The sequence below is a fragment of the Flavobacterium sp. FlaQc-30 genome, from assembly GCF_044005885.1.
GTDB lineage: Bacteria > Bacteroidota > Bacteroidia > Flavobacteriales > Flavobacteriaceae > Flavobacterium.
On sequence record NZ_JBIPCO010000002.1, the window covers coordinates 340,049 to 352,971 of the forward strand.

The 12,923-nt window shown below is 32.9% G+C and carries 9 protein-coding genes and 1 other RNA gene; 4 read left to right on the top strand and 6 right to left on the bottom strand.

Annotation, left to right across the window (positions count from 1 at the left end):
• Positions 1 to 117: 117 nt before the first annotated feature.
• Genes pgl through gndA form a run of 3 tightly spaced genes read right to left on the bottom strand, consistent with a single transcriptional unit; the run spans position 118 to position 3,784 of the window.
• Positions 118 to 834, bottom strand: a complete 717-nt coding sequence (gene pgl / locus ACHRV0_RS06745) for a 6-phosphogluconolactonase (protein WP_395440307.1) — start codon at positions 832 to 834, stop codon at positions 118 to 120.
• Positions 818 to 2,347 (bottom strand): glucose-6-phosphate dehydrogenase, encoded by a 1,530-nt coding sequence (zwf, locus tag ACHRV0_RS06750; protein ID WP_099719370.1) that lies wholly within the window; start codon positions 2,345 to 2,347, stop codon positions 818 to 820. Before zwf ends, pgl begins: the two co-directional genes overlap by 17 nt.
• A gap of 27 nt (positions 2,348 to 2,374) precedes the next feature.
• Entirely contained in the window at positions 2,375 to 3,784 is a 1,410-nt protein-coding gene (gndA, locus tag ACHRV0_RS06755) for an NADP-dependent phosphogluconate dehydrogenase (RefSeq protein ID WP_395440308.1), read from the bottom strand.
• Between the two features lie 651 nt (positions 3,785 to 4,435).
• On the opposite strand from gndA, the gene ACHRV0_RS06760 reads away from it, so the two are divergent.
• Positions 4,436 to 6,154 (top strand): amidohydrolase, encoded by a 1,719-nt coding sequence (locus ACHRV0_RS06760; RefSeq protein ID WP_206733626.1) that lies wholly within the window; start codon positions 4,436 to 4,438, stop codon positions 6,152 to 6,154.
• Positions 6,155 to 6,462: 308 nt separating this feature from the next.
• On the opposite strand, the gene ACHRV0_RS06765 is transcribed toward ACHRV0_RS06760, so the two are convergent.
• Positions 6,463 to 6,876: a 3-hydroxyacyl-ACP dehydratase FabZ family protein gene (locus ACHRV0_RS06765; RefSeq protein WP_395440309.1), complete on the bottom strand. Its 414-nt coding sequence runs from the start codon at positions 6,874 to 6,876 to the stop codon at positions 6,463 to 6,465.
• A 385-nt stretch (positions 6,877 to 7,261) separates the two neighbouring features.
• Between ACHRV0_RS06765 and ACHRV0_RS06770 the strand changes: the two genes are divergently transcribed.
• The gene (locus ACHRV0_RS06770; RefSeq protein WP_395440310.1) at positions 7,262 to 8,626 is read left to right on the top strand and encodes a sensor histidine kinase; all 1,365 of its coding nucleotides are present in this window, start codon (positions 7,262 to 7,264) and stop codon (positions 8,624 to 8,626) included.
• Between the two features lie 325 nt (positions 8,627 to 8,951).
• Positions 8,952 to 9,434 (top strand): GNAT family N-acetyltransferase, encoded by a 483-nt coding sequence (locus ACHRV0_RS06775; protein WP_395440311.1) that lies wholly within the window; start codon positions 8,952 to 8,954, stop codon positions 9,432 to 9,434.
• A gap of 141 nt (positions 9,435 to 9,575) precedes the next feature.
• Here the strand turns inward: ACHRV0_RS06775 and ssrA are convergent.
• Positions 9,576 to 9,973: a transfer-messenger RNA gene (gene ssrA / locus ACHRV0_RS06780) on the bottom strand.
• Between the two features lie 193 nt (positions 9,974 to 10,166).
• Positions 10,167 to 11,369, bottom strand: a complete 1,203-nt coding sequence (locus ACHRV0_RS06785) for a serine hydrolase (protein WP_089053155.1) — start codon at positions 11,367 to 11,369, stop codon at positions 10,167 to 10,169.
• A gap of 240 nt (positions 11,370 to 11,609) precedes the next feature.
• Here ACHRV0_RS06785 and ACHRV0_RS06790 point away from each other — a divergent pair, with 240 nt between their 5' ends.
• Complete coding sequence (locus tag ACHRV0_RS06790; RefSeq protein ID WP_129023433.1) at positions 11,610 to 12,812, top strand: NAD(P)-dependent oxidoreductase; 1,203 nt, start codon at positions 11,610 to 11,612, stop codon at positions 12,810 to 12,812.
• The last annotated feature ends 111 nt before the right edge of the window (positions 12,813 to 12,923 follow it).

The following is a 12,923-nucleotide window of genomic DNA, read 5'->3' on the forward strand; positions in this document are numbered from 1 at the left end:
CTATAATAAGTTTGTCTATTTATGTGAGCTCTCTATTAGATTTAGAATCATTATCTTAAACCAAAAAAGTTTATGCGAAAGCATAAACTTTTTTGTATTGGTTGTAAAAACAATTTCTTAGTTCGTTCCAGCAGCACTTTTATCTACAAGAAACAATAACTCTCCAGAAACAGGTTTAATTAACTGCATCGGATAAGTTGTCGGATTGTATTCGCCGGCTGTTACTTCTTTCAAAGCTGGTGCTTTTTTCTCTCCAAAAGCAATCACGATGATTTTTTCTGCTTTATTAATAATCGGAGCCGTAAGCGTAATTCTGAACATTTTTTGAGGTTCAAGATAATAGGCGTCAACCCATTTATTTTGCTCTTGCAATACAGCTTGACCAGGGAAAAGTGAAGCCGTATGACCATCATCACCCATTCCTAATAAAATAAGATCAAACTTTCCTTCATCGCCTAAAACAGTTCTAATAGATTGCTCATAAGCAACAGCATAATCTTCTGGTGTAACATTGTCTTTGTACATTTCGAAAATATTTTTTGCAGGAATTGAAACGTGGCTTAGTAATGCTGCATAAGACATTTTTGCATTGCTTAAATCATCATTAAGCGGAACCCAGCGCTCATCTCCCCAGAATACAAATACTTTACTCCAGTCTATTTTGTTTTTGTAATCGTCAGAAGCTAATAATTTGTAAACTCCTGCAGGAGAAGAACCTCCTGTAAGAACTACTGTAAATTTGTCTTTTTCAGTAATTGCTTTTTGTGCTGCAGCAATAAATAGATCTGCCGTTGCGATATTAATTTCTTCTGTATTGTTATAAATCTGTATCATCTAAAACTTCTTCTTTTGTTTGTTTATTTGGGATCCATTTATGTCCTTGGCGTGCCAATAATTCATCAGCCTCTTCAGGTCCCCAGCTTCCTGCTTTATAATTAGGGAAATTATCAGGCGCTGTAGTTTTCCATACTTGTTGAATGGTATCAATTGCATCCCAAGCTTGTTCTACCTGATCCCAACGCATAAATAGAGTAGGATCTCCTGCCAAAGCATCGGCAATTAATGTTTCATAAGCTTCAGGTGACATTGTAGAGCAGGCAAAATAATCGAATACCATTTCTGCGGGTCTTAAAGAAAGAGATAAGCCCGGTTTTTTAGTCATAAACTGCAGTTTAATATCCATTTCCGGCTGAATATTGATGATCAATCTATTTGGTGTCATACCTTCTTTTCCATAAGAAAATGCAGAATGCGGAACGGGTTTAAACTGTATAATAATAGAAGACTGTTTTTCTTCCATTCGTTTACCTGTACGCAGATAAAATGGAATTCCCTGCCATCTCCAGTTGTCGAGATAAATTTTCATGGCAACATAAGTTTCTGTATTAGAATCTGGAGCAATTCCTTTATCTTGACGATATCCGGGAACTGGTTTTCCTTTTATAGTACCTGCGTCATATTGACCTCTCACAATATAATGATCCACTTCATCTGGTTTGATACGTCGAATCGATTTTAAAACATCAGCTTTACGGTTTCGAATATCATCTGCTTCAAGAGAAGCCGGAGCCTCCATCGCTGTCATACATAAAATTTGAAGCAGGTGATTTTGAATCATATCTTTTAAAGCACCAACGCCTTCATAAAATCCGCCGCGTTCTTCTACGCCAACTTCTTCAGCTACGGTAATCTGAACAAAATCAATAAAATTACGGCTCCATAAAGGCTCAAACATCGAATTTCCAAATCGGAAAGCTAGAATGTTTTGAACGGTTTCTTTACCTAAATAATGGTCGATTCTATAAATCTGTTCCTCTTTGAAAGTCTGCGAAAGCATTTCATTAAGTGCAATTGCAGAAGTTTTATCGTAACCAAAAGGTTTTTCGATGATAATACGATCTTGTTTTGGATTGGCAGCAAGACCAATTTTCTTGATATTATTAGAAATAGTCGAAATGAAAGACGGCGTAATCGAAAGATAAAATAGACGATTAGCTCGTTCTCCAAAAGACTGATCAATAGTATTTATTTTTTCATTTAATCCTATATAAGATTCTTCTTTGTCGATATCAAGGCTATGATAAGTAATATGAGAAAGAAATTTTTGAGTTTCTGGGTCCGAAAGACCTTTTTTTCTCGAGAATGTATTTAGGTTTTCTAAGACATAACTGCGAAATTCTTCATCGCTTTTTTCTGCTCTTCCAAGAGCAATAATCTGAAACTTTTTTGACATACGGCCATCAAGATACAGATTTTGAAAAGCGGGAAAGAGCTTTCTCTTTGCCAGATCTCCAGTTCCACCAAAAATTACAATGATAGTTGGATTTATATTTTTGAACTTACCCATTTTGTGTGTTGTGTTGTTTAAAGTTCTTTATTCAGACCATTGTGTGTGGAAAACACCGGTTTTGTCAATGCGTTCATAAGTATGCGCCCCGAAATAATCACGCTGCGCCTGAATTAGATTCGTTGGCAGATTTTCAGATCTGTAGGCATCAAAATAAGCCAATGAATTCATAAGTCCTGCTGCAGGTATACCTTTTTGTACAGCAAATTGAATTACATTTCTCATTCCAGCTTGATTATCTGTTAATTTTGAAGCAATTCCAGCATCTAAAAGTAAGTTTGGTAAATCTGCTTTTGTAACATATGCTTTTCTGAAATCCTCTAAAATAGCGGCACGAATAATACAGCCGCCGCGCCATATTTTGGCAACCGTTTCTAGATTTAATCCATAATTGTACTCTTTAGAAGCAGTATGAAGTTGCGCTAGTCCTTGCGCATATGTTACAACAATTGAAAAGTACAATGCCGATTTTAACGCAGCAATCGCTTCGCTTGTGTTAACATCAGTTTGATTTGAGTTCCAAACTAATTTCGTTGCAGCTTCAATTCTTTCTGGTTTCGTTTTAGACATATCGCGCATTACAACAGCGGCGTCGATAGTTGGAACTGGAACTTGTAAATCCATCGCATTTTGCGAAGTCCATTTTCCTGTTCCTTTAGATTTTGCCCAATCTGAAATTTTATTGATTAGCGGACTTCCGTCTTCGTCTTTTTGTTTTAGAATTTTCCCCGTAATTTCAATCAAATACGATTTAAGATCATACGTTTCATTCCATTCTTCAAATGTTTTCTGAATTGTGTCTTCGTCTAAATTATAACCTCTTTTCATTAGGTCATAAATTTCAGAAATCAATTGCATGATACCGTATTCAATTCCATTGTGAACCATTTTTACATAGTTACCAGCAGATCCGTTTCCTAAATATTCTACACAAGGTTCACCATCAACTTTTGCAGCGATAGCTTCAAAAATTGGGCGAAGTCTTTCGTATGCTTTTTGATCTCCTCCAGGCATCATTGCAGGACCAAATCTTGCTCCTTTTTCACCACCAGAAATTCCCATTCCAAAAAAGTGAATTCCTTTAGAAGATAATTCTAAAAATCTTCTGTCAGTATCCGTAAAATAAGTATTTCCGCCATCAATGATAATATCTCCTTTGTCTAAATGCGGTAATAAACTTGCGATTGCGCTGTCAACAGGTTTCCCTGCTGGAACCAATAACATAATTGCTCTTGGCTGCTTAATAAGCGATACAAAATGCTTAACATCAGTAGTCGCCTCAATAGTGTCATTTGGACCCGCTTCTTGTTGAAGAGAGTTGACTTTTTCAGTATCTAAATCTAAACCTGCAGCCGCAAAGTTATGGCTGGCAATATTTAAAAGCAGGTTACGACCCATTACGCCTAGACCTACAATTCCAAAATCAAATTTGCTCATAGTTTTCAATTAACTAAAATTATTAGAAGAATGTTTTTTTGAAAAAAATGTAAGAGAAAATACAGTAACGTTTTTTCATTCAGTTCTTTGCAGAAAAACAAAATTTGTTTGAATCTTACGTTTTAAGATTTACCGTGCTAAGTTAGAGAAAAATGGTGAAACAATGTAGAATTGGCGGTTCTCTTTAAGGCTGTGTAGTGTTACTTTTTTAAGTATGAAAAACACACTTGTTTTAGGATTTTAGATTGATTTAGGTAGATTTAGTGTTGTTTTCATAATGTTTTTTGAATAGAAATAGCATGCTGTCAAGTAAAAGGTAATAATTGCAATAATGCTGAAGTTAGGAGTAAAGTTTTTATTAATGAACGAGGTTTAAAATTGATTAACTCAGATGCGCAAAATTTTCCTTAATGTTACTGTGTCAATTTTTTTTTAGTTAGTAAATAAGCTTCATTTACCTTATAAATAGATAAACTGATAGTAATGATCCGATGAATGTGTAGTTTTTATATTACTTTAAATGGTGCTTAGTTTATTGAAATACAATTTATTTTTTTTATATTTATTCTTCTGTATGTTAACCCATTAAGAGGTTCGTTAGTTTTTAAGTTAGCTGAATTATAGTAGTTTGTAATCAAAAAAGATAAAAACATGAAAAGAAGTACTATTTTTTTATTGATGTGGATTTTGACAATCATTTCAAGTTGTAATAAAGAATCTAAGAATAAGCCAGCCAATGAAACGGCTACAATTTATTATGGAGGTGATATTCTTACCATGGATGGAGATAAGGAAAATTATGCAGAGGCTTTAGTCGTGAAAGACGGAAAAATTTTATATGTTGGAGATAAAGATGAAGCTATTAAATCAGCAGGAGAAAATCCAAGTTTGATTGATTTAAAAGGCAGTACTATGCTTCCAGGATTTTTAGATCCGCACAGCCATTATATAAATTCGCTTTCAGTTGCTAATCAATGTCAGCTATATGCACCACCTTCAGGTGTAGGAAAAGATGTTGAAAGTATTATTACAGCACTGAGAACATTTGTTGAGAAACATAATATAAAAAAAGGAGAATTGGTAGTTGGTTACGGATATGATGATACTGTAATGCCAAATGGGAGGTTATTAAACAGAGATGATTTGGATAAAGCTTTTCCCGATAATCCTGTGCGTGTTGACCATGTATCAATGCATGGAACGGTACTAAATAGTTTAGCTTTAAAAAAATACGGCATAAATGCTGAAACTAAAACACCGCAGGGAGGAATTATTGTTCGTAAACCAGGAACAAATGAACCTTTTGGGCTAATTATGGAAACAGCATACCTGCCGATAGCGGAACAGTCAGAAAAAATGACTACTCAACAGGAAATTGATTGGTCTAAAGCTGGACAAATGTTGTATGCAGAGGCTGGAATAACAACAGCTCATGAAGGATTATCACACTTTTCACAAATTGAGACGATGAATAGGGTTGCTAACGTCGATGCTAATATTATTGACATAGTTGCTTATCCTTTTATTACTGATGTTGATAAAGTACTTGAAGCAATTCCTTTATCAGAATGGGGAAAGTATAATAAAGGATTTAAAATTGGAGGAGTGAAAATTACTATAGATGGATCACCACAGGGAAGGACAGCGTATTTTTCTACGCCTTATCTTTTAGGGGGACCCAGCGGAGAAAAAGATTGGAAAGGAGAACTTACTTTTCCGCAGGAACAAGTAAATCAAATGGTAAAAAAGGTTTATGATTTAAAAGTTCCTTTGATCCTGCATTGTAACGGTGATGCTGCAATAGACGGCTTTCTAACTGCATATGAATATGCAAGAGAGGGAGATTATTCTAAACTATGGAACGTAACATCTATACATTCGCAATTTATTCGCAAAGATCAGATACAAAAATTTGCTAAATATAAAATACGTCCCTCATTCTACACTTTACATACGTATTATTTTTATGAAGCTCACTTGAAAAATCGCGGATTTAAGCAATCACAATATATAAGCCCGATGAGAGATGCTATTGATGCAGGATTAAAGCCTACTAATCATACTGATTTTGTCGTTGCGCCCCTTGATCAAATGATGGTTTTATGGTCAGCGGTAAACAGAATCTCTAGAGGAGGAGCGACTGTTGGAGCAGATCAAAGGGTTACTCCGTATGAAGGTCTGCAGGCAATGACTATTAATGTTGCCTCACAATACGATGAGACAGACAGAAAAGGTAGTTTGAAAGCTGGTAAATTTGCCGATTTAGTAATTCTGGATAAAAATCCTTTAAAAGTAGATCACATGGAAATTAAAGATATTAAAGTGCTCGAAACTATTAAAAATGGTAAGTCAATATTTAAAAGTAAATAGATGTTATCTTGAAAATGGCATAAGTTAAAATGTAATTTAATTTTTTTTATGTGTTCACTTTAAGATAAGTAAGAATGCATTAATTTATAATAAGGTAAGATTTATAGTTTAAAGTTAAGCAAATAGCTGAGGTTTAATATATAATTAAGGGTGACAAAGTTTTTTATCAATGATTAAAAAATCAACTAAAAAATAAAAAGCCTGTAAACAAGGAGTTTACAGGTTTTTTTGTTGAGTCTCTGGAATCGAACCCAGGTCTGCAAAGTATTCCTTAAATGTGTTATTCAGTGTGCATTTTATTAATTACACTATTGTATTTTGACACACATCCAAGTCGCTTTTATTATCATTTTATCTTCTACATAAGCAATTCCTGATTGTTTAATTATCTTTTCGCTTAAACGAATATTATGTATCTCAAATTTTATTTCATCAGTAAACCTTGCAGTTGAATAGAATTCAGCATCTTCAATACTGACAAGACCAAAAATTCCATCTGTAATTCCTAAAAGTTTAACTCCTGCGCCTCCGCATTGAGCCATTGATTCAATTAAAACTGTACCCGGAATATAATCAGATTGAGGAACACTTCCTTTTAACCAAGTATCCCTTTCGTCAAATGTTTTAAGACCAATAATTGTTTCTTTGGAGAATGATGTTATTTTATCTACAAATAAAAAAGGAGTTCTATGTGGAATTAAATTTTCAACTTCTTGTAACATTATTTTTTTATTGCAATTTATTAATTTATTTTATGCTTTATCTTAAAATTATTGTAAAAACAAAAACGTATTAAAGTCTCTGACTTTAAAGTAATTCAGAAATACACTTAGCTTTAATCTCACCAAAGAAGAAAAAAAGTCTGTTCAAAAAAGTCAGAGACTTTTGAAACGCTTATAATTTGTAAAAATCAAAAAATGCGCAAAGTCATAGACATTTGCGTAGCTTTTCAGTTGAACTCTTCGGAGAGCAGGGTAATTGTACTGTCAGTAAAAAAAAACGGTAAAATATGATGCTGATATTAGATTAAATGCGAAATAAAGAGCTTGTCTCATGCCAGTCTTAATTTGTATATTTGTTTTATTAGTTTGTAAAACTTAATCCATAATGCTTAAAGTCTTTTTGTTAGATCCAAAAACAGTTTTTCAACTTTATTTTCTGGGTAATTTATTTGTTTGTATTCTTATTTTTAGCTACTCATTTACCTACGCTACTAATGATAATCGAAAAATACTAAAAAGGTTTGGGTACGGAAAGTTATTGTTAACGATTGGCTGGATCTTAATCTTTTTGAGAAATTTAGTTCCAGATTTTGTTTCGATTAATATTGCAAACACTATAATTTTTGCTGCTTGTTATTGTGAGGCTACTGCACTTTTTCCTTTATTTGGGATAAAATCAGAAAAAAAATATCACTTAGAGAAAATTATAACTGTAGCGGCAGTATTCTTTTTTAATCTGATTGTGTTTTTAGGGAGTTCAATTAATGCCCGGATTTTGGTTGTCTGCTTGGGTATATTTAGTATTTATTTACTTCCTGTAATTAGTTATTTCAAAAATAGAGGAGGTAATTTTTTTAGAACATTCTTCATGCTTTGTTATGCCATATTTGAGTTGCTGATTCTTATAAGAGCATTGTATAATTATTTAAATCCACAGCAATATTTTTTTTCCTATAGCGCTTTTGAGAGCTTATACAATATTAGTTTGTTTCTACTTACCTTAATTGGAACGGTCGGATTTTTACTCTTAGTAAAGGAGAAGCAAGATCTTAAAATTTCAAAACTTTTAAAAGATAAGAATCAGTTCTTTTCGATTATAGCGCATGATTTAAGAGGGCCATTAGGAGCATCTGTGCAGCTTTCAGAAATGATAAGCAAAGATGTAGAATGGTATAGTCGTGAAGAGATTAAAGAAATTCTTGAAATGATTCATGAGTCAAATTCAAACATTCACAAGCTGCTTGACAACCTTTTAGAATGGTCTCAGGTGCAGACAGGAATGATTGAGTATACGCCAGAAAAGGTTGTGTTGAACGATTTGATTGCTGAGAATGTTGAACTTAATAAAAATGCAGCTGCAAACAAAAGGATTAAGCTTTTGTTTGAATCAGATGAGTCTATTGAAGTGATGCTGGATAGAAACATGATCGGTACTGCAGTTCGAAACTTATTGAATAATGCAATTAAATTTACAGATAAACATGGTGAGATTACTTTAAAGATACAGAAAATTGGACAGAAAGTTTTAGTGTCTATTGCTGATAATGGTATAGGAATTTCACTTGATGCAAAAGAAAATTTATTTAAAATAGACACAAAGGTTATTCAAAAAGGAACCGAAAATGAGAAGGGAAACGGTATTGGATTGTTGCTCTGTAATGAGTTTATTAAGCTGCATCAAGGAGAGATCTGGGTGGAAAGCGAACTAGGAAAAGGAAGTACTTTTATGTTCACGTTACCTTTTAGGTAGAAAAAACTAACTTATCTGCATGAAATAAATGGCAGCAAAAACCGTATCTAAAAAACAAACAAAAAGCCTGTAAACAAAGAGTTTACAGGCTTTTTTTATGGAGTCGCCAGCTATTACTTTTTATATCCTATTTTGCTGTTGGTAAGTAAATAGTGACGACTATATTTGTTGTAAAGTATTTCTTATATTTGTTACTGCTTTGTTTTTATAGCTAATTTAAAAGTACTGTCAATTGAATGTAATACACTTTCAATTTTAAAAAGCCGGATTTTAAGTCAATATCCTGGCGATCTAAATAAATTTTTTTTTAATTAAGATAGTTTTTATGAAAATAGTAAAAATAGAATCTTCGGATTACAAAGACATTCAGAGAATATACAACTATTATGTAGAAGAAACACTCTTTACTTTTTCTGATGCGTTAATGGAAGATAGTGAAGCTATTCAATTAAGAAATGAGGGAATACAATATGCAGGATGCGTCGCTTTAAGAGATGAGATAGTTATAGGTTTTGGTATTGCATATCCTTTTCGAGTAGAAAGCATTTTTAATAAGACGGTAAAATTGACATACTTTTTAAATCCTGCTTATTTAAGAAAAGGAATAGGAACTAAAATTTTAAATCATCTTTTTGTAGAATTAAAAGAAAAAGGGTTTAAAGAAATAATAGTTAATATATCTTCATTAAACAAACCAAGTATTGAATTTCATAAAAAAATGGGCTTTGTTGAGTGTGGTTTTTTTCAAAACATTGGCACAATTAAAGAATATGAAATTAGTATGGTATGGATGCAAAAGAAAATATAGGAACGATGCAAAAATTGATTATCACTTTTACTCTTAATGATTATAACAATTATAAATTATATGTATTCGGCTGATATTTCTTAACAATAAAATATCAACCATAAATAAAAAAGCCTGTAAACAAAGAGTTTATAGGCTTTTTTGTGGAGTCGCCGGGAATCGAACCCGGGTCCAAACAAGCAACTAAAGAGCTTTCTACACGCTTATTTCCTGATTAGATTTTCGTTGTTGAGCTAGGCCAGAAACAACCACCCAACACTTATCTTCTTAATTTTCGAAATCCACCCGAAGCTCATGGAAATCTAGGTTTATTTTTACGGTTCCCCTTGACAGAACGCCACAAACCAAGGCTTTCTAGGAGAATCCAGCTTCTCTACCTTGTAGAGACGTGGCGCAATCTTACTATGATTCGGATTATGCAGCTAAAGCGTAATTATTTTCGCCGTGTAAAAGTGTGAGATCTTATATTTACGAGCAAGGTCTCAATGCTCGACGTGCTTACTGTTCAATTCGACTTGCTGTCAAAACCAGTCGACCCCAAAAATGAGTTTGCAAATTTATGCTATTTGAATTTACTTTCTACTAAAATTTTTTAAAAAAAGTCATAAAGCCCAAAGTCGAAAGTCCAAAGTCAGTATTGTCAGCTGTTTTTAAGACTTTCGGCTTTCAACTTTCGGCTTTCAACTTTCGGCTTTCAACTTTCGACTTTACAACTTTCGACTTTAAGATTATTTACTCTTCGTCTTTAAAATTAAAAGGATAATCTCCAAAGATCGGTGCTAATTTACGAACAGCATAAGTATTTCTGTTCATTTTATTAGATAAAGCAATAATCGTTACATTCTCTTTCATTAAAGTAATGTACGATGAAGTATTACCATGCCACCAGCCATTATGAAAATAGAAGTTTTGTCCCGTTTCCCAATTAATCATTCTAATTCCTAAACCATAATTTTTAGTTCCTTTACGTTCGTTGCTGTATCCCGTGTAAACTTGTTTTAATAGTTCAGGTTTTAAAAAATCAGGTGAGTTTCTAGCTCGGTCAAATTTCAAAAGATCGCGTACAGTCGAGAAAACGTTTTTATCACCGTAAACATTATCTAGATAATCAAAACCAATTTCTACACCATTTCCTTTGTACGATGGAACAATTTTTTTTCTGTCTTTATCGTCATCAAAAACATATGTATTTGTCATGCCCAAAGGTTTAAAAATCATTTCAGACATCGCTTCTTTATATTTAAGCCCTGTGATTTTTTCTATAATGAGAGCCAGCATAGCATAATTAGTATTGCAGTAGCTGAAACGAGTTCCAGTTCTTGATTCTAATCCAATATCTTTTGTAGCCAGAATATCTAGAATGTCTTTATTGGTTAACTGGTTATGTCTGTCCCAAACTGATTTATCTCTGTCTGTAAAATAAGCATAGTTGCGCATTCCAGAACGATGATCTAAAAGCATTCTTATAGTGCAGTCTTCGTAAGGAAACGTTTTTAAAATCGTATTTACTTTTTGATCTAAGTCTATTTTGCCAGCATTTACCAATTTTAAAACCGCGGTAGCCGTCAAAACCTTACTAACCGAAGCAATTTGTACAGGAGTATTGGCTGTAATTTTGGTTCCTTCATTTTTATTAGCAAAACCGTTGTATCTTTCAAATATAATTTGACCATTTCTGGCAACCAAAAAACTGCCGTTCATGCTGTTGTTTGGCCAGTTTTTATTGTAAAAGTGATTTATTCTGCCTGTTACCGAGTTTTTATAGGCCTGTGATATTTTCTTTTCAGGTCCTAAAGGCTTCATTTTAGGTAATGTATCTTCGACTGTTGAGGTAGTAGCGGTATCTGTTTTTTTGTCTTTACCACATGAACTTAAAACTAGTATTGAAAAAAGTATTTGTGGTATCTTTGTCTTTTTAAGGAAAATCATTTGCATCGTTCTTTAAAAACAAATATATAGAATTCAATATTTATGTTTCGCGATTTTTAGAATGTAAATCAGCTTTCTTTAACTTAAAATTAACAAATGTTTTAAGTAGTCGATTGTTAGTCAGCTTTAAACGGTTTTTAAACATTCTAAATTGTATTTTTACAACAAAAATTTAACGGAATTTGTTATATTTGAAACAAAAACGATGTAAAAAGTTATATTAATTAATGTTTTAAACTTGTTTGAATGAAATTTGGAATTATAAAAGAAAGAAAAAACCCACCAGATCGCCGCGTTGTCTTTGCTCCTGATGAATTGGCAAAATTGAAACAGCAGTATCATGAAGCGGTTGTAGAGGTAGAAAGTTCTGATATTAGGATTTTTTCGGATACACAATATAAAAGTATGGGAATTACGGTTTCTGATGACGTTTCAAATTGTGATGTTTTATTTGGAGTGAAAGAAGTTCCTGTTGAAAATTTAATTCCAAATAAGTCTTATTTCTTTTTTTCTCATACCATCAAAAAACAACCTTATAATAGAAAGCTATTACAGGCAATTTTAGAAAAAAATATTGATTTGTACGATCACGAAACGATTGTTGATGCAAACGATCATCGTTTAATTGGTTTCGGAAAGTATGCTGGAATGGTTGGAGTTTATAACGGAATTCGTGCTTTTGGATTAAAGTTTGAATTGTTTAAGCTTCCTAAAGCAGAAACTCTTTCGGGAAAAGATGCTTTGATTATGCATTTAAAGCGTATAACGATGCCGGCTTTGAAATTTGTCGTTACTGGAACGGGGAAAGTAGGCAGCGGAGCTAAAGAAATTTTAGACGCTATTAAAGTAAAAGAGATCACGATTGATAATTATCTGACTAAAAAATACGCGCAGGCTGTTTATGTTCAGTTGGATGTTTTAGAATATAATAAAAGACTTGATGGTCAAATTTTAGATTTTAAAGATTTTGTAAATCATCCAGAAGAATATACCTCAGATTTTGAAAGATTTACTAAAGTTTCAGATATTTATTTTGCAGGTCATTTTTATGCTAACAATGCTCCAATGATTTTGACAAAAGAAATGCTGAATGCAAGTGATTGCAAGTTGAAAGTTGTAGCTGATATTTCATGTGATGTTAATGGACCAATTGCTTGTACCATTCGTTCCTCGACCATTGCAGAACCTTTGTATGGTTATTTTCCTTTGGAAGATCGAGAAGTAGATTTCTTTCACCCCGCAGCTGTTGCGGTGATGGCAGTTGATAATTTACCTTGCGAAATTCCAAAAGATGCTAGTGAAGGTTTTGGAGAACAATTTATGGAACATGTAATTCCTGCTTTTTTCAACGGAGATAAAGACGGGATTTTAAAACGTGCAAAAATTACTGAAAAAGGTAAATTAACTGAAAGATTCAGCTATTTACAAGATTATGTAGATGGTAAATAATGGTGAATTGTTAATTATAAATTATTAATTGAAATTCCGATCGTAATTATACATTGTAATCCTGAGCGAAGTCGAAGGATTTTACAATATCAAAAGCCCTTCGACTTCGCT

Coding starts and splice junctions, on each gene's coding strand:
- ACHRV0_RS06790 (WP_129023433.1), top strand. CDS start 11,610: ATGAAATTTGGAATTATAAAAGAAAGAAAAAACCCACCAGATCGCCGC.
- gndA (WP_395440308.1), bottom strand. CDS start 3,784: ATGAGCAAATTTGATTTTGGAATTGTAGGTCTAGGCGTAATGGGTCGT.
- pgl (WP_395440307.1), bottom strand. CDS start 834: ATGATACAGATTTATAACAATACAGAAGAAATTAATATCGCAACGGCA.
- zwf (WP_099719370.1), bottom strand. CDS start 2,347: ATGGGTAAGTTCAAAAATATAAATCCAACTATCATTGTAATTTTTGGT.
- ACHRV0_RS06785 (WP_089053155.1), bottom strand. CDS start 11,369: ATGCAAATGATTTTCCTTAAAAAGACAAAGATACCACAAATACTTTTT.
- ACHRV0_RS06770 (WP_395440310.1), top strand. CDS start 7,262: ATGCTTAAAGTCTTTTTGTTAGATCCAAAAACAGTTTTTCAACTTTAT.
- ACHRV0_RS06760 (WP_206733626.1), top strand. CDS start 4,436: ATGAAAAGAAGTACTATTTTTTTATTGATGTGGATTTTGACAATCATT.
- ACHRV0_RS06765 (WP_395440309.1), bottom strand. CDS start 6,876: ATGTTACAAGAAGTTGAAAATTTAATTCCACATAGAACTCCTTTTTTA.
- ACHRV0_RS06775 (WP_395440311.1), top strand. CDS start 8,952: ATGAAAATAGTAAAAATAGAATCTTCGGATTACAAAGACATTCAGAGA.